A 16,585-nucleotide genomic window follows, 5' to 3' on the forward strand; every position below is an offset into this window, starting at 1 on the left:
ATGGTGGGCGGAAAGGGGTAGCGCTATTGTCGGAAAAAACATGTCCGCACTACCGAGGAGTCGAACCAATGCCGATTACTGAGCGCCTCACCGAGCTGGCTAATCAGCGGCCAAACGTATGTGTCGTCGGTTCCATCAACGCAGACCTGACTGTCACTGTGAAGCGCCTGCCGCATGGTGGTGAGACTATCGAGGGGAGTCCCTTGCGTATTCTGCCGGGCGGTAAGTCGGCGAATCAGGCGGCGACGGCTGGCAGGCTGGGCGCGGCCGTGGAACTGGTCGGCGCGGTCGGTTCGGATCCCAACGCACAGTTGCTGCGCGACGCGCTTACCGACGCTCACGTGGACATCTCCGCAGTTGAGACCGTCGACTCTGCCACTGGCACAGCCATGATTGTTGTTGATGATGCGGCGGAGAATTTCATTGTCATCTCCGCTGGCGCCAATGGTGAAGTCGATGCTGAGACGGTGCGCAGTCATGCGGACAAGATTCAGCGGGCGGGGTGCCTCGGTCTGTGTCTGGAGATTTGTGATGAGGCGGTCCTGGCCGCCGCGCAGATTGCCCACGATGCGGGCGTGCCGGTGGTGTTCAACCTGTCGCCGATTCGGGCGGTCAGTGAGGATCTGCTCGCGCTGGTCGATGTCCTCATTGTCAATGAGCACGAACTCGCAGCCATAATCGGCTGCGAGCGCGCGGTCGCCGGTTGCGAGCACGGTCAGTGGGACGCGGTTGGTCGCGCGCTTGCCGACGAACACGGGATTTCCACGGCCATTGTCACACTTGGTGGGGAGGGGTCTGCGGTCCTGAGGACGTCGGAAAGCGAGGTGTCAGTCACACGCATTCCGGCGCTGCCCATCGAGGTCGTGGATACCACGGGCTGCGGTGACGCGTACATGGGCACGGTCCTCACCGCGTTGGCCGCGGGCGATGATGTGGTGACGGCAGCTCGTCTTGCGGGGGTGGTCTCGGCTCATGCGGCGACAGGCGTGGGGGCGCAGACCTCCTATGGCGAGACAGGAAAAATCGCGCAGTTTGCGGCGGACCATGGGCTATAAGGTGCGCTGAGCAAACTACGCGATTGACGAATATTCGGTTTTAGGTGACTGTGGCCGAAGGGGCCACGCTCCTTTTTTGGCAGGGCTGGGGCTAGCTCTTGGCCGTTAGGGCTTTCTTCCAGCTGACCGCGGCACCGGTGCGCAGGACATTGCGCGGGTAGATCCAGGCTGCGAGTGCGATGACTGCGGCTACCGCCACAACCATGATTAGCAGTGAGGCAACCAACTGGAGTGCGGAGAAGTTGCCAACGGCATACTGCAACGGAGCGGTGGTGATGGAAACTGGCGGAATCCACGAGGCAATCTGCATGACGGTGGAGTCTAGCTTGCTCCAGCCAAACAGCGGAACATACATCGTAATCAGCGAGAACACCAGTACTGGCATCTGTGCGCCCTGGAAATCTTCCATACGGCTGACCAGTGATGCGGAGGCTGCATACAGCGCGGCGAAGAAGAAGTAACCGAGGATGAAGCACGGGACCAGCAGCCAGACTGCGGACCACGGGACATCGAAGCTCTCCGCCAATCCGGTAATCATGAGGGCAACTGCGGCGCTGGCGGTCAGCACGCTCATCATGATGATGCCGGCCAGGCCGGCTCCGAGGATCTTGCCGGCCAGCAGATGCGCCGGGCGGACTGTCGAGAGAATGATCTCGATGACGCGGGAGGACTTCTCCTCGATGACGCTGGTGGCCACTGCGCCACCGAAGACGAGGATGGCGGTCATCATTACCATCACACCGATTAGAGTGATGAGCATCGCAGGCATCTTCTCGTCTTTTGCTTCATCCAGGGATTCCACCGACACGGCCGCGCTTTGAGTCTTGGAGAAAAACTCGCCGGGGTTGATTCCGTTTTCGCTGAGCAGCATGGCTTCGTTCTGTTTCTGCAGCGACTCCTGCAGCATTGGGGCCAGCCAGGATGGGGCGTCGTCGGCAAGCAGCTTCCACGAGCCCTCCTTGCCTTCTGCGGTGTCGGGGACGAGAGCGGCGTCGGCATCGCCGTCGGTGACGGCAGCGCGAGCAGCCTTGTCGTCTGCCGCGGACGTAATCTCCAACGGTGACAGCGATGCCGTGGCAAATGCGCCGGCTGCGGCATCCGCACCTTCAGCGCCCTTCATTTCGGCGGTGGCGTCGGCGAGAGAGTCCGCGAACGGCGCTTCTCCGACGACCGCGATCTTGACAGCGTCATTATCGGACTTGGAAGTCATGTAGTCGGCAACGAAGATGCCGCCGACAGCCGCCACCGCCATGATGATGAGCGTGATTAGCGAGCTCTTCTTCAGCAGATGCTCGCGGAGTTCGCGGGCGAAAACAGTCTTGATGGCTGTTGAGGCGTTGTAGGTGTTGGTGCTCATTGCTGTACGGCCTCCTGGTAGAGCTCGGTAAGTGGAATTTGCAGAGGCCCAAACGAACGGACCGTTCCCGCTGCCATTGCGCTGTGCAGTAGCTTCTGGTCGGTGTCGACTGGGGCGTTGGAATCGAGGTGAACGACGGTGGAGCCGTGGGCATCGCGTTCCACGCTTGTCACGCCCTCGACGGTGGTAGCCCAATCCTGGGACGCACCATCGAGCTTGACGACGAAAGCCCGTGGGCCACGTGCTCGCAGCTCATCAACGGTGCCTTCCACGAGCATGCGGCCGTCGCGGATGATGCCGACGCGGTCACACATGCGCTCGACGAGGTCGAGCTGGTGGGAAGAGAACACAATCGGAGTGCCGCGGTCGGCGTACTCCTTGAGCACGGAGCTCATCACCTTGACCGCCACTGGGTCGAGGCCGGAGAAGGGCTCGTCGAGGACGAGTATCTCTGGGTCGTGGACGAGGGAGGCTGCCAGCTGCACGCGCTGCTGATTGCCGAGCGAGAGCGTGTCGACCTTGTCGTTGGCGCGTTCGGTGAGACCGAGGCGCGCCAACAAGTTATCGGCGTTGGACTCCGCGCGCTTGGTGGGCACACCGTGTAAGCGAGCAAAGTAAATCAGCTGCTTGCGGACCTCAGTCTTGGGGTATAGACCGCGTTCTTCTGGCATGTAGCCAATCGTGCGGCGTAGCGAGTCATTCATCGGGGTATCGCCGATGCGCACTTCGCCTTTATCGGTGGCCAGCACGCCGAGGGCAATGCGCATGGTGGTGGTCTTGCCGGCACCGTTGGAGCCGACGAAGCCGTAGATTTCTCCAGGGTGAACTTGGAAGCTCATGCCACGGAGAACCTGCAGGTCTCCGTAGGACTTCTCAAGCCCGTCAATAATGAGGCTGTTCATAGTGATCCTTAGATTGAGGAGTAAAGGGCAGGGGAGGGATGTGAGTTTTTGAACCCGTACTAGTCGTCCCGTAGGTTCCAGGCATAGACGACGGTGGGAAGCGAGGAAATGTAAAGGAAAGCGATAATTCCGAAGATCCCAAAGCTGTACGGAATGTAGTGTCCCCAGTCAGGTTGTGCGTTCAGAACATAGGTGCCCACCAGAACTAGAGCGAGGAAGGACACTAGGCCGAAGTAGAGGAAGCAGCGGTAAGTGAGTCCGCGCAGGTTCAAAATTTGTTCTTGCTGGTACTCGTCCAGCAGTGAGATGGGCGCACTGTCAACCATGTCGACTGTGATGTTGAGGCTGGTCCAGACGGCAATCGTAATGAGGGAAATCACTGGCCAGAGCAGAGAAAGCCAGCCCGGGAAAATATCGGTCAGAGTGCCGAGAAGCGCGATGCCGCTCAGCAGCATCAGCACAAGGCATACCTCGAATGCGATGACCAGCTTCCGCCGCGCCGCCTGGTTGCGCCACTTAGTCAGCCAGCCCGACATCTGCTCGACACGCTTTGTGTACTTCGCCTCGCGCCGGGCTTCTAGCTTCTCGAAAAAGTTCGGTGTTGCGTTTTCAGTCCGAATAGTTGGCATCGTTAGCTTTCCTTTCGGTATAGGGCAGAGGACATGGGCTTGAATTCCTCGCGAGAGAACACCGCCTCAACGGGGAGATCGAACACCGCGCAGATACGAAATGCCAGATCCAGGCTGGGGTAGTGGTCACCTCGCTCCAACGCGCCAATCGTTTGAGGATTGACCTCTACTTGTTTGGCTAGTTCTGCTCGGCTGAGTCCGTGTTCTGCCCGCAGCACTGAGATTCTGTTGAATATCGGTTCTTTGGGTTTAATCTTTGGGGACACACCTCAAAGTGTTGTATAAACACAACACTCCGTCAACTGTTTGCAATAAAATGAATGGCAATCACTTTTTTAAATCGCAGGTCAGCGGGGCAGAAAAAATCTAAAAAATTTTCAGTCCGTACACTCGGTTGGCATGACCACACTCGATCTGAAGTACGATGCAGCGACAACCGGAATTGCCAACGTGGAAATGGTTGATGGCAACGCCATCCCGATTCTGGGGTTTGGTACCTACAAGCTCGACGATGAGCAAGCGCGCGAATCCGTGCGCTACGCCCTGGAGCTCGGCTACCGCCACATCGACACCGCATCGCTCTATGGCAATGAGCGAGGGGTGGGGCAGGGTATTGCTGATGTGGTCGCTGCGAACGTCGTAAAGCGTGAAGATATCTTCGTGACCACGAAGGTCTGGAACGATGCGCAGGAGACGGCGGCGACGCGCGAATCCGTGCAGGCATCTTTGGATCGGCTCGGCCTTGACTATGTTGATCTGGTGCTTGTGCACTGGCCGGTGGAGAAGCAGGGGACGTTTGGGCAGTGCTTCGACGCGCTGCTAGAGCTCAAGCGTGAGGGGCTGATTCGCTCGGTTGGTGTGGCGAACTTCTATCCAGAGGTGCTCGACCAGCTCTCGGAGACTCCGGTGGTTAACCAAATTGAGCTGCATCCGCAGTTCCCGCAGGACGAGCAGATTGCAGACGATCGCCGTCGCGGCATCGTTACGCAGGCGTGGTCGCCACTGGGGCGCGCGAAGTACTTTGAGGGCTCGCCGATTGCTGAAATCGCAGACCGCCTGGGTAAAACTCCCGCCCAAGTTGCTATCCGCTGGCACCTCCAGCGTGGCATCGTTGCTATCCCGAAGTCGGGCACGCCGTCGCGCATCAAGGAGAACTTTCAGGTCACCGACTTTGAGCTCACCGACGAGGATATGGAAACGATTGCGTCGATGGCGCGTGCCGACGGGCGCCTGAGTGGTGATCCGCGGGTATTCGGCAACGAATGAGCGAATTTAGATTTGCTTATAGCTCCATCGCTATTGGTGTTTCGCGGGTAGCCTAAATGCTATGACGAACCCAGCATCTGAAATCCGCGTCGAAGCTGACGGCGCGATTGTCACTATCACCATTGATCGAGATCATAAGCGCAACTCCCTGACTGCCGACGTGTGCCGTGAGATTGCCGATGCGGTGGAAGCTGCCGCTGAGGTTCCAGAGCAGCGCGTTATCCTGCTGCGCGGCGAAGGCCGCGCTTTCTGCGCTGGTGCCGATTTGAGCGGTCAGCACCACGAAAATTCCTTCCATGAGCAGCTACGTCGGATGCTGCGCACAATTGAGGCCAGCCGTCTGGTGGTTATTGCGGATGTGCAGGGACCGGCCGTCGGCGCTGGCATGCAGCTGGCGATGGCAGCTGATTTACGCGTCGTTGGCGAGCGCGGTTGGTTTATGATTCCGCCGGTCAAGCTCGGTATCGCTGTCGATGCCTGGACTATTCGCCGCGTACGTGTACTCGTCGGCGGTGCCCGTGCCCGCACTATTTTGTTGGCGGCCGAGCGCATGGATCAGGAAGCCGCCCGCGGTTGCGGTCTGGCTTCCTACCTCGGTGGTCCGGACACGGCGGAGGAGGTAGCGCTCCGTATCGCCACCTACGCGCCACTGTCACTGGCCTACCACAAGGCAGTGCTCAACGACGATGAGACACATAGCCCGTTGAAGGACTACCAGCAGGAGCTCTACGACACAGTTTGGGCTTCCGAGGATGCTGCGGAGGCATCGAAGGCGCGAGCTGAAAAGCGCGAACCGAATTTCGTTGGCAAATAGGTCGAATAGGTTCAGCAACTAGGCGAATAGGGTAGGCAGTCATGGGCTCGTGGAAAACTCCCGACAGCGGTCTTACTCAACAGCAGGTCCAGCAACGCATCGAGTTGGGGCACGTCAACGAGCTGCCACCAACATCCGGGCGCAGTGTGTGGGACATCATCCGTGCCAATGTGTTTACCCGGATTAACGGTATTCTCGCTGTGTTATTTGCAGTCGTGCTCTATACCGGCTCAATCGTCAACGGTGCCTTTGGTCTGCTGATTATCGCCAATTCTATCGTCGGCATCATCCAAGAACTGCGTGCTAAGCGCACACTGGACAAGCTCTCCATTGTCGGACGTGCAAAGCCCATGGTCATTCGCGACGGAGAGCCGGCTCGCGAGATCGACCGCGAGTCCGTCGTCCTCGACGATCTCATCGAGGTCGGCCCCGGCGACCAAATCGTCGTTGACGGTATTCTCCGCTACGCCTCTGACGTGGCCGTCGATGAATCCTCTCTCACCGGTGAATCCGATGCCGTCGATAAGAGCGTTGGGGACATGGTCTACTCGGGTTCCTCGGTCGTGGTGGGGTCAGCGCGATATCAGGCCACCAAAGTGGGCAAGGAGGCTTACGCCGCCAAGCTCGCAGCTGAGGCCAACAAGTTCACGCTTGCTGATTCCCAGCTCTTCCGCGGCATCAACAAGATTCTGACCTACATTTCCTGGATTCTCATTCCCGTCGGCGCTCTGGCAATCTATACGCAGCTCTTTGTCGCCGGCGATGATCTCAATGATGCGCTACTGGGGATGGTCGCCACGCTGGTGCCCATGGTTCCTGAGGGGCTTGTTCTCATGACCACCATCGCATTTGCCCTCGGCGTGGTGCGCTTGGGGCGACATCGAGTGCTGGTTAATGAGTTGCCCGCCATCGAAGGTCTCGCGCGCGTTGACACCGTGTGCGTCGACAAAACCGGCACACTCACCGAAAACGCGATGCAGCTGGTGGAAGTCGATATCGTATCGGGTGACGGTACTTCCCGCGATGAGCTCGACTCTGTGCTCATCAATCTTTGCAAGCTCGACGATCGCCCCAACGCAACGGCTCGCGCACTGCTCAATGGGCTTGCGGACGCAGGGGACGTCGTAAAGCATGAGCAGACCGAAACCCGCCCCTTCACTTCAGCGAATAAGTGGTCGGCGCTGACGTATCACGGCGGTGCGACGTGGGTTTTCGGCGCGCCCGATGTGCTTGTCGACGACTCCGCGGTCGGCATGCAGAAAGCTCGGCAGCTTATGGAGGAAGGACTTCGTGTGCTCCTGCTCGCGCGGACCTCAGTTGGGGCAGATGGCCTGCCCGGCGGTGCGCTGCGGAAGAGTGGCGAGGTGGAGTTGGAGCCGGTCGCACTTGTCGTGCTAGGGCAGAAGGTGCGTTCAGATGCGGCGGACACGGTGGCCTACTTCTATGAAGAAGGTGTTGAGGTCAAGGTCATTTCTGGTGACAATGACCGCTCTGTGGGGGCTGTTGCACGTGAGCTGAAAATGGAGGGCGCTGACAATCCTGTCGATGCCTCTGAGCTTCCGGCGAGCCGCGATGAGAATAGCGAAGCCAAGCCCACCGAGATCCGCAACGAGTTTGCAGACATTGTGGAGTCGCGGCAGATCTTCGGCCGTGTCACGGCGGAGAACAAGCGCGATATGGTCCATGCGCTGCAGTCGCGCGGACATCATGTGGCGATGACCGGTGATGGCGTCAATGATGTGCTGGCACTGAAAGCGGCAAATCTGGGCGTGGCCATGGGTGATGGGGCGCCGGCAACACGTTCGGTTGCGCAGTTGGTGCTGTTGGATAATCGCTTCGCCGTGATGCCGATGATTGTGGCCGAGGGCCGTCGCGTCATTGGCAATATCGAGCGCGTGGCCAACCTCTTTTTGACGAAGACCATCTACTCGGTGGTATTGGCGCTGGCTGTGGGGCTGTGGGGGATGGATTACCCCTTCGAGCCAATCCACGTAACTATTACGGGCTGGTTCACGATTGGAATCCCGGCCTTCGTTCTGTCGTTGGCTCCTAACTGGGAGCGTGCGCGCGATGGTTTTGTGCGGCGCGTATTGCGTCTAGCGATACCGGCCGGCATTACGGTAGGCCTGTTGACCTTTATGTTTTGGCTGTGGGTAAACCCGGGAGTCGACGCCAGCGATGTGGCACGAGGGGAGGCATCGACTGCGACACTCATCGTGCTGATTGTTTCAGCATTTTGGGTTTTGGTGGTCGTGGCTAGGCCATACACCTGGTGGAAGGTGTTGTTGCTGGCGGTGTCGGCAGGTGCGTACCTGTTCATCTTCTCGGTTCGATCAGTGGCTTCGGTGCTTAATCTGTACTGGGTGGGGCAGGAGCTGTTGATTCCCGCGCTGATTGTAGGCGCCATCGGTGCGGCCATTATCGAGGCGCTGTGGTGGTGGCGTCAGAGTAGGCCATTGCCGGAAGAAGTGGAGAATACGAGCACAACAGCGTAAATGGGGGTAGTAAAAGGTCTCCTCAAGTATGCAGGTAATGGCGTTTTTGGGGGTGCCTTAAGGCTCGCTGAGAAGTAGTTAGTCGCATTTAACTTCTTTGCTAACTGTGTTCCAGGTAACTTTGTTTCAACACCTAATGAAAAGTGTGGTGCATGGCACACCAGTAGGGTGGCTGTGCTGAACCTCATTACGAACACCTGCATAACTTCCTGGAAAGGATTAGCCCGTGTCCGCAACTCCCATGCCGGCAGGCCGGCATAAGCCACAGGCGGCTGAGTACCGCTACGTGCAAAACTCAGCGCAGTTCCAAGAGCTCCGCTCTACATTCCGTTCATTCGCCATCCCGATGACCGTTGCAGGTCTGGTGTGGTACATCGCATTCGTTCTGTTTGCGACGTTTGCGCCGGACCTCATGGCAACTCCCGTACTGGGCAACATCAACCTGGGCATTGTCCTTGGTCTGCTCCAGTTCGTGACCACCTTCGCCATCACTTGGGTGTACATCAACTTCGCCAACAAGAAGCTTGAGCCGATGCAGGCAGAGCTGCGCGAGGCACTGGAAAGCGGAGAAATCGCTGAAATCGTCGCAAAGAAGGAGGCATAGACATGCTGACCAGTTTCTTTGCTGCAGATGACACTGCAGCAGCAGGTAACCCGATTCTCAACATCGCGGTCTTCGTCGCCTTCATTGTTGCGACCATGTTCATCGTTACTCGCGTGGGCAAGGGCGGAAACAAGGGAGCATCGGACTTCTACACCGGTGGTGCACAGTTCTCCGGTACCCAAAACGGTCTTGCCATCGCAGGTGACTACCTCTCGGCGGCTTCCTTCCTCGGTATCGTCGGCGCCATTGCGCTGACTGGTTACGACGGATTCCTTTACTCCATCGGCTTCTTCGTAGCCTGGCTGGTTGCGCTGCTGTTGGTTGCAGAGCCACTGCGTAACGTCGGTAAGTTCACCATGGCCGACGTGCTGTCCTTCCGTCTTAAGCAGCGTCCGGTCCGTACCGCAGCTGCTATCTCCACTCTCGCAGTGACCCTGTTCTACCTCATCGCGCAGATGGCCGGTGCAGGTTCCCTGGTCGCCGTGCTGCTCAACATTCACGACTCCACTCAGCAGTCCATCGTTGTCGCAGTCGTCGGCATCATCATGGTTGCCTACGTTCTCATCGGTGGCATGAAGGGCACCACTTACGTGCAGATGATTAAGGCCGTCCTGCTGGTCGGTGCTGTCATCATCATGACCCTGATCATTCTGGTGGGTGTTAAGGGCAACTTCTCCCAGCTACTGCAGGACGCAGTGGACATGCACGCGAGCTCCGACTCCATCGCCGAAAAGGGCTACGAAGCCTCCGCCATTCTTGAACCGGGTCTGAAGTACGGTGGCTCCTTCGTTCAGCAGCTCGACTTCATCTCTCTGGGCCTGGCGCTGGTGCTCGGTGTCGCTGGTCTGCCACACGTGCTCATGCGCTTCTACACGGTGCCGACCGCAAAGGAAGCTCGTAAGTCCGTGACTTGGGCAATCATCCTCATCGGTGGTTTCTACCTGCTGACCCTGGTGCTCGGCTACGGTGCAGCTGCACTCGTCGGTCCGGACCGCATCATGGCCGCGCCGGGCGGAGCCAACGCTGCCGCTCCGCTGCTGGCCTTCGAAATCGGTGGCTCCATCTTCATGGCAGTGGTCTCCGCAGTGGCGTTCGCTACCGTGCTAGCAGTGGTCGCTGGTCTGGCAATTACCGCTTCCGCTTCTGTTGGTCAGGACCTCTACCAGGCCGTGATCCGCAAGGGACAGGCAACGGAAGCCGAGCAGGTTCGCGTCTCCCGCATCACCGTTATCGTGCTGGGTGTTGTCGCCATTATCCTCGGCATCCTGGCCATGGGGCAGAACGTCGCCTTCCTGGTGTCACTGGCCTTCGCAGTGGCCGCATCCGCAAACGTTCCGACCATCCTGATGTCCCTGTTCTGGAAGCGCTTCAACACCGCAGGCGCAGTTGCCTCCATGTACACCGGTGTCATCGCCTCGCTGGTTCTGATTATCTTCTCCCCGGCAGTTTCTGGCAGCGAGTCCTCGATGATTCCGTCTGTTGACTTCTCCTGGTTCCCGCTGACCTCGCCGGGTCTGCTCGCAATCCCGCTGGCGTTCTTGGCGGGCATCATCGCCACCTTCATGGGTAAGCCGGATAACTTCGATGACCTGGCAGCTGAGATGGAAGTTCGCTCCCTGACCGGTGTCGGTACCGAGGCTGCGGTTGATCACTAATAACTACTGAGTCCTTGGCTGGCAACGCTGCCCGAACAGCTCAGCCAATCTCAATTAACTGAATTGACAAATGCAAAGGCCCCGCTATCGTCACTGGTAGCGGGGCCTTTGTAGTGGGCGCGGGGTCGTCGTCAAGCGTGTGCGAATCAGTGCATGATAGTTAATGGACGGGGGCTGTTGCCCTAGCTCCGCAGGGGCTCGCGGAAGCGGGCGCGGAGTCTTAGATATAAGGTGGGAAAGTAACAATCTGGTTTGCCCCACCGCAATAATTGGAGTGTGTATGACTGACAATTCTGGCGCTTCTGAGAACAACAATTCTTTCCGTAGCGCCCTGCATGATGAGCACGTAAGCCTTGGCGCAGAAATGCGCAATGTTGGTGGCTACGAAGTGCCGTTCCGCTACTCTTCGGAAATTGCAGAGCACAACGCAGTGCGTGAGGCCGTTGGTGTTTTCGACCTGTCGCTGATGGGTATTATCCGCGTCACTGGTGAGGATGCGGCGGCGTTTCTTGCACACTCCCTGATCTCGGCAATCAAGCCGCTGGCGTTGGGCCGTGCCAAGTACACCATGATTGTGCAGGAAGACGGCGGCATTATTGATGACCTCATCATTTACCGTCTCGGTAGTCACGAATTCATGCTGGTGCAGAATGCCGCAGCCGCTGAAGATGTGTACTCGACGCTGCGCGAGCGCGTTGGTGGCTACAACGTCGAGGTTGAGCGCATGAATGATAAGAATGTGCTCCTGGCCATTCAGGGGCCGAAGGCTGCGAAGCTTCTGCGCCGTCTGCTGCCGCAGGATCTGCACGCGACTCTCGATGGCATGAACTACTACTCTTGCACTCTGCTCGAGGTCGCAGGTGTGGAAATGATTGTTGCCCGAACCGGCTACACTGGTGAGGACGGCTTCGAGATCTTCCCGCCGGCTGACCGCGCCGTCGAGGTCTGGCGTGCAATCATTGCAGCAGGTGGCAAGGTGGAAAATCCGGAGGATCCGGCTGACAACGGCGCTGACCTCGGCCTGCTGCCGTGTGGTCTGGCTTGCCGCGACACCCTGCGTCTTGAGGCCGGTATGCCGCTCTATGGTTACGAGCTGACTCGAGACCGTACTCCGCTGGAGGCCGGCCTGAAGTCCATTATGGGGCCGACCAAGGGGCAGTTTATTGGTCGCAATGCACTTATTAATCGTCCGCAGTCGAAGGAGCTGCTCGTTGGTCTGCGTTTCTCCGGTGATGAAGCTCCGAAGCGTGGCACCAAGCTCATTGATGCGGAAGGTAACGAGGTTGGTGTGCTGACTTCCGCCAAGGTGTCGCCGACTTTGGGCCACCCCATCGGTTTTGCATATGTTCAGCGTTGGCAGTCCTCCACTGGCACTGAGCTGACCGTCGAAGGCACCGACATTACCGCCACCGTCGTGCCGACGCCGTTCTACAACCGCCGTCACCGCAAGTAGGGGAGCCCGGGTGCTTCGCCCGGGTGCTCCGCCGCATTGTGGCGGGCTCAGATCTGTTCAGGCTCGTCTCTTCGTATCTGTTGGGTAAATAAAAAAATCCGCTGCAGAATTTTTGCAGCGGATTTTGGTGTTTTAGGGCGAGCTAGCGCACCTCACCTAACTAAGTCCCGAGCCGACGAACCTCGCCGTCCGAGACGAACCTAGCGGAACAGGCCGGTGAGCCCTTGATTATCTTCGCTTGGCTGCTCGTCTTGCTCCGATTCCGATTCCGTCGGCTCGCCGGAGGTAGTCGGAGTCGTTGAAGTATCGGGCGGCGTGGAAGAATCAGAGGTCGTCGAGCTCTCCGTCTCACTAGTCTCCGTTGTGCTCTCGCTCGGAGTCGTCGGCTCAGGTTCCTGAGGCTGTGGCTCAGAGGTCGTCGAAGTAGTGGAGATCCACATTTGCTGCGATGTCGGGTTCGCGGGGGTTTGCTGCAGCACCGTCCACACCTCCTGCTCGCCGACTTGTGCGCATTCAAGATTCTGGCCGTTGGCGCTCATTCGTATTTCGCCGGTCTGGTTCGGGCACAGCTGCCCGATGCGCGGCGTACCGCCTTCTCGAACCTTTGGTCCCGTCGTCGTCGGCGAGCTTGACGACGACGCCGTGGTAAGCGAGCTTGACGACGAGGTTTGCGTAGCGGCAACCTCCTCGCCTTCGTTGTTGGCGCAGCTGGTGGCCGCGGCTGCGAAGGTGAGGAAGCAGCAGGCCAGCGCCAGGTGCCGGCGGTGATTGCGCCGGCTAGTAGTGAGTTGAGGGTGCTGTACGGCTGACAGCTGAGTTCGCGTATTCACATCCATCTCACTTTCTGGGCTTCTCGGGCCTGCGTTGCGTGGTTTAATTCTCGGCTTTCTGGGGCGGCGTCTCCTGAAAAACCACTGGGGGCGCCAGCTGTAGGTTTACTTGCCGAGTTACTGGCATGGAAGGAGCTGGCATCCAATAGATAGGTTGATTCAACCGGCAACTATACAGTCGACTTTTCGATTTGCATACTAGATGCTTCTAACCGTGGCAGATTGGGTGCGGCCAGAATCGAGAATTCGTCTGCGAAGCTATAAGTGATTTTTGATAGCATGTGCCCGATGAAACAGCGCATCTCGAATCGATTCTCCGTAAAGAGTAATGCGGATCTGTTCGCTCGGCGCAGTGGTGCGTGGATGCTGGATTCGTTCCTTGTAGGAATCTTTGTTGCCATCATTGTGGCACTTGGCAAACTTGCGTGGGAAGCAGCCACGGCGAGCTGGGCGCTGCCGAGCCCGCCAGAGTTCAGAATTTTGTATGGTGCCATTTTCCCAGTTGTCTTTTTCATTGTGCGCGTGGTTGCAGAGGCACGCGGTGAACAGACGTTTGGGAAAAGCTCATTTTTGCTACACGTTGAGCCAGCGTGGAAAGTAGACTCTGGGGCGACTCCGTTCGAAGCCGCTCAGCCAGAGGGAACATCGGAGCTCGAGTCAGGAGACGATTCTTGGCGCGGAGGTTGGCAGGCGGCGATACGTAATTGCTACCTATTGTTGATGATTTTCTTGCTTACGGATTTGGAGCCAATCGTTAGACTGTTTTTTGGTGTCCTGATGATTTGGGTTGCTGTTTGCCGCTGGCACCCATTCGACTGGTTGGCAGGAAAACGCGTCGTTGTTGAAAAAAGGGCGTAGCGAGCGCTAGCGTTCGAGCAAGCGTCAGGCCCTGGCTTGTTCCTCTTCGGCCTCAACCTCAGCGTTGAATTCTCGTTTAGAGGACTGCCACTGGTCTTCAGTCATGCCGATACGCCAATAGCCAGAGATTGAAACGTCCTTCTTCGGGACCTCAGATTCAACGAAGAGGAAGCGACGCAGTTCCTTAATCATCTCGGCGACACCGTGGATGAACCAGCTAGTTTTCTTACCCTCTGGAATACCCGCCTCGCGCACCGTGCGGGATAGCTCTGTGCCGTGGGTTGCGCCGTTGCGGAGAACCCAATGGATTTTCACGCCTTTTCGGCGCGAATTTGCGCAATATCGAACGGCCAGGAGTAATCAGCTTCCTTTGGCACAAACAGTAACTTGATGTAATGGTCGGTAAACTCCAGCTCCTTGCCCACAAATGCAGGCGAGTTCATGCTCAAACGAACAAGGTCTGGAGAGATCTGGCGACGTCCAATAACTGTTGCCTCGTGTGCCTTACGGGGCTTACGCTTCGGTGCTGCTTTAGCTAGGTCAGCCATAGTTGTCACTGTCCTTCAACAAGTTTTTGGGCTGTTATGTACTGCCGGAAGTCTACACGCCATACGATTAGGTAAGCCTAACACAAGTGTTGCTGGAAACTGTTGGGTGATGCGTTCTCAGGAGAGGGGGCGTAGTGGCCGGGCGTCAGAAAAACAAAGACCCCTCGCGCCCTATAAGTAAAAGGTCACGAGGGTATTTGTGCCCCAGAGAGGAATCGAACCTCCGACACCGGCTTTAGGAGAGCCGTGCTCTATCCACTGAGCTACTAGGGCAGTCATCTTCCGGGGAAGTAGCGGCAAAATCCTATCAACAGCTCCCGGAAAAATTACCTCATAACCTTAACGCATCTGCGAGCTCTAGTGGCAATTGGGTCCTCGGCCAGACGCGCAAACATGCAGGAAGTTTGCCATTACCCCCAAGTGTTTTTGCGCCCGGCGGTGCCGTCGAAAATCCGGCTAACATGGTTTATAACGAGCGACTTTCTTGCGCTTGCGGTCGCAACAGCGCTACTTATTTTCCGGTCGCTGTTTTGGAGGAGGATGACAAAATGATTAAGCCAACTTTCACGGATGTCAACGGTGTCAAGATTAAGTGCTCCATGACCACGGACTCAGACAAGCCGCACCTTCTGGTTTCGCGCATGGAAGATGATGGCTCTTTGACTCCGATTCTGGAGATGAACGTGTACGACTCCAAGTACATGGCCAACGCTTGCGAGATCTACCTGAAGCAGGCCGCTTCGGCTAACCTTCAGGGTTCGATGGCTGGCCTGTCTCCGGATGAGATGGCTGAACAGTTCGGTTACGAGGGAGATCCGACCAATCACTAGTCGAAACGACGCCGCCCGCACTCAGGCTGAGAGCCCTGTATACAGCGGGTATGTCGATGTAGACGTCATCGGAATCGGCGCCGGTAGTCCGAGCCACATTACGCTCGAGGCTATCGGCGCTCTTGCCGATGTTGACGTAGTTTTTGCTCTCGACAAGGGCGATGCCAAAGCGGACTTGTTGGCCGCGCGACAGGCAATCGTCGATAAGCATGCGCCGCACGTCGAACTCGTCGCCGTTCCCGACCCGCCACGTGACCGCACGCCCGACAACTATGGCGCAGTCGTCCGTGACTGGCACCAACGCCGCGCAGAGCTGCTTGCCGACGCCTTCGTCGCTCACCTCGGACGAGAGGGCAAGCGCCGCGGTGCGTTCTTGGTCTGGGGGGACCCCTCCTTGTACGACTCAACGTTGCGGATTTTGCAGCGCGTCCGCGACCTTGGGGTGGACGTGCGCTCGCGAGTTATCCCCAGTGTGACAGCGATTTCCGCGCTGACCGCAGCGCATGGAGAGTGCCTGAACCAGATTGGTAAGCCGGTGTTGATTACCACTGGTCGGCGCCTGGGGGAGCGCGCGCCTGGTACGGATGCGGTGGTAATGCTCGATGGTGGGGCAGCCTGGCTCGAGCACGCGGACCCGGAGGAAGAGATTCTCTGGGGTGCATTCCTGGGAACGGAGCTGGAGACGCTCCGCCGTGGTCGTGTTGGCGATGTCGGCGAAGAGATTGCGGAGCTGAAAAAGGAGCTACGTGCGGAGCACGGTTGGATTATGGATATCTACCTGCTGCGCTCCGGCGCCTAGGACTGAGCAGTCGCAGCCGCGCTAGTTCGGCTAGCTGACTTTCTTACCCAAGAAGCCCTCTGCCCATCGGTGGAGGGCTTTTTCGGCGGCTTCGACGCCGTCGGCGACGGTTACCTTGGTGAGGACCTGATCGTCGTTAGGCAACACGCGTGTGGGGTCGCCTGCAGGGCGAACGGTGATGCTGACATGGTCGGCGTCGATGACCTCGACCGTCGCTAATGCGAGCATCTCGACGTTCGTCTGCTCGGCAACTGCAAAGCGGTAGGCGGTGTCGTTTTCCCACTCGGTGGTGGAGTTGCGAAGGAACTCGGCGACGGAGTCAGGGGCTAATTCTGTAAGTAATTGGGTTGCGACCGGGGCGTCATCGACGCGGGAATCGTGGCGCAGGGGGCGGCAGTAGAAGCGGCCGGCATTTACTTCCATGGGTTCCATACCGTCCACTCTAGACGTCCTGAACAGTGTTTAAGGGCGTCGGGGGAGGGGCTGAAAA

At 58.1% G+C, this 16,585-nt stretch carries 16 protein-coding genes, 1 tRNA gene and 1 pseudogene; 10 read left to right on the forward strand and 8 right to left on the reverse strand.

Going from position 1 to position 16,585, the window contains the following annotated elements; translation table 11 throughout:
* Positions 1–68: 68 nt before the first annotated feature.
* Positions 69–1,055 (forward strand): ribokinase, encoded by a 987-nt coding sequence (locus HMPREF2860_RS08385; protein WP_070628810.1) that lies wholly within the window; start codon positions 69–71, stop codon positions 1,053–1,055.
* A gap of 91 nt (positions 1,056–1,146) precedes the next feature.
* On the opposite strand, the gene HMPREF2860_RS08390 is transcribed toward HMPREF2860_RS08385, so the two are convergent.
* The 4 genes from HMPREF2860_RS08390 to HMPREF2860_RS08405 are packed head-to-tail and all read right to left on the reverse strand — an operon-like array spanning position 1,147 to position 4,209.
* The gene (locus HMPREF2860_RS08390; protein ID WP_070628811.1) at positions 1,147–2,412 is read right to left on the reverse strand and encodes an ABC transporter permease; all 1,266 of its coding nucleotides are present in this window, start codon (positions 2,410–2,412) and stop codon (positions 1,147–1,149) included.
* Entirely contained in the window at positions 2,409–3,314 is a 906-nt protein-coding gene (locus HMPREF2860_RS08395) for an ABC transporter ATP-binding protein (RefSeq protein WP_070628812.1), read from the reverse strand. Before HMPREF2860_RS08395 ends, HMPREF2860_RS08390 begins: the two co-directional genes overlap by 4 nt.
* A 59-nt stretch (positions 3,315–3,373) precedes the next feature.
* Complete coding sequence (locus HMPREF2860_RS08400) at positions 3,374–3,943, reverse strand: hypothetical protein (protein ID WP_070628813.1); 570 nt, start codon at positions 3,941–3,943, stop codon at positions 3,374–3,376.
* A 2-nt stretch (positions 3,944–3,945) separates the two neighbouring features.
* Entirely contained in the window at positions 3,946–4,209 is a 264-nt protein-coding gene (locus tag HMPREF2860_RS08405; RefSeq protein ID WP_042388879.1) for a helix-turn-helix transcriptional regulator, read from the reverse strand.
* Positions 4,210–4,342: 133 nt separating this feature from the next.
* Between HMPREF2860_RS08405 and HMPREF2860_RS08410 the strand changes: the two genes are divergently transcribed.
* The 6 genes from HMPREF2860_RS08410 to gcvT all read left to right on the forward strand — a co-directional run bounded on the left by HMPREF2860_RS08410 (position 4,343) and on the right by gcvT (position 12,230).
* Entirely contained in the window at positions 4,343–5,209 is an 867-nt protein-coding gene (locus tag HMPREF2860_RS08410) for an aldo/keto reductase (protein ID WP_070628814.1), read from the forward strand.
* Between the two features lie 61 nt (positions 5,210–5,270).
* Positions 5,271–6,023 (forward strand): enoyl-CoA hydratase, encoded by a 753-nt coding sequence (locus tag HMPREF2860_RS08415; protein ID WP_070628815.1) that lies wholly within the window; start codon positions 5,271–5,273, stop codon positions 6,021–6,023.
* 41 nt (positions 6,024–6,064) lie between these two features.
* Positions 6,065–8,518, forward strand: a complete 2,454-nt coding sequence (locus tag HMPREF2860_RS08420) for an HAD-IC family P-type ATPase (protein ID WP_070628816.1) — start codon at positions 6,065–6,067, stop codon at positions 8,516–8,518.
* Positions 8,519–8,744: 226 nt separating this feature from the next.
* The gene (locus HMPREF2860_RS08425) at positions 8,745–9,122 is read left to right on the forward strand and encodes a DUF485 domain-containing protein (protein ID WP_070628817.1); all 378 of its coding nucleotides are present in this window, start codon (positions 8,745–8,747) and stop codon (positions 9,120–9,122) included.
* A gap of 2 nt (positions 9,123–9,124) precedes the next feature.
* On the forward strand, positions 9,125–10,777 hold the full coding sequence (locus HMPREF2860_RS08430) for a solute symporter family protein (RefSeq protein ID WP_070628818.1): 1,653 nt from the start codon (positions 9,125–9,127) through the stop codon (positions 10,775–10,777).
* 280 nt (positions 10,778–11,057) lie between these two features.
* Positions 11,058–12,230 (forward strand): glycine cleavage system aminomethyltransferase GcvT, encoded by a 1,173-nt coding sequence (gcvT, locus tag HMPREF2860_RS08435; protein WP_070628819.1) that lies wholly within the window; start codon positions 11,058–11,060, stop codon positions 12,228–12,230.
* A 200-nt stretch (positions 12,231–12,430) separates the two neighbouring features.
* Here the strand turns inward: gcvT and HMPREF2860_RS08440 are convergent, their stop codons facing one another.
* Entirely contained in the window at positions 12,431–13,066 is a 636-nt protein-coding gene (locus tag HMPREF2860_RS08440; RefSeq protein ID WP_070628820.1) for a hypothetical protein, read from the reverse strand.
* 282 nt (positions 13,067–13,348) lie between these two features.
* On the opposite strand from HMPREF2860_RS08440, the gene HMPREF2860_RS08445 reads away from it, so the two are divergent.
* Entirely contained in the window at positions 13,349–13,918 is a 570-nt protein-coding gene (locus tag HMPREF2860_RS08445; RefSeq protein ID WP_070851979.1) for an RDD family protein, read from the forward strand.
* 24 nt (positions 13,919–13,942) lie between these two features.
* On the opposite strand, the pseudogene HMPREF2860_RS08450 reads toward HMPREF2860_RS08445, so the two are convergent.
* Positions 13,943–14,466, reverse strand: a pseudogene (locus tag HMPREF2860_RS08450) (SIP domain-containing protein).
* Positions 14,467–14,666: 200 nt separating this feature from the next.
* Positions 14,667–14,739 (reverse strand) — tRNA-Arg (locus tag HMPREF2860_RS08455).
* 275 nt (positions 14,740–15,014) lie between these two features.
* Between HMPREF2860_RS08455 and HMPREF2860_RS08460 the strand changes: the two genes are divergently transcribed.
* Both HMPREF2860_RS08460 and cobF read left to right on the forward strand, forming a co-directional pair.
* Positions 15,015–15,296 (forward strand): cg0963 family protein, encoded by a 282-nt coding sequence (locus HMPREF2860_RS08460; protein ID WP_016423292.1) that lies wholly within the window; start codon positions 15,015–15,017, stop codon positions 15,294–15,296.
* Positions 15,247–16,095 (forward strand): precorrin-6A synthase (deacetylating), encoded by an 849-nt coding sequence (cobF, locus tag HMPREF2860_RS08465; RefSeq protein WP_070560159.1) that lies wholly within the window; start codon positions 15,247–15,249, stop codon positions 16,093–16,095. Before HMPREF2860_RS08460 ends, cobF begins: the two co-directional genes overlap by 50 nt.
* A 30-nt stretch (positions 16,096–16,125) precedes the next feature.
* Here cobF and HMPREF2860_RS08470 read toward each other — a convergent pair whose 3' ends face one another.
* Positions 16,126–16,527 (reverse strand): hypothetical protein, encoded by a 402-nt coding sequence (locus HMPREF2860_RS08470; protein WP_038626372.1) that lies wholly within the window; start codon positions 16,525–16,527, stop codon positions 16,126–16,128.
* Positions 16,528–16,585: the final 58 nt, after the last annotated feature.

Source organism: Corynebacterium sp. HMSC064E10 (assembly GCF_001812505.1).
Taxonomy (GTDB): Bacteria; Actinomycetota; Actinomycetes; order Mycobacteriales; family Mycobacteriaceae; genus Corynebacterium; species Corynebacterium amycolatum.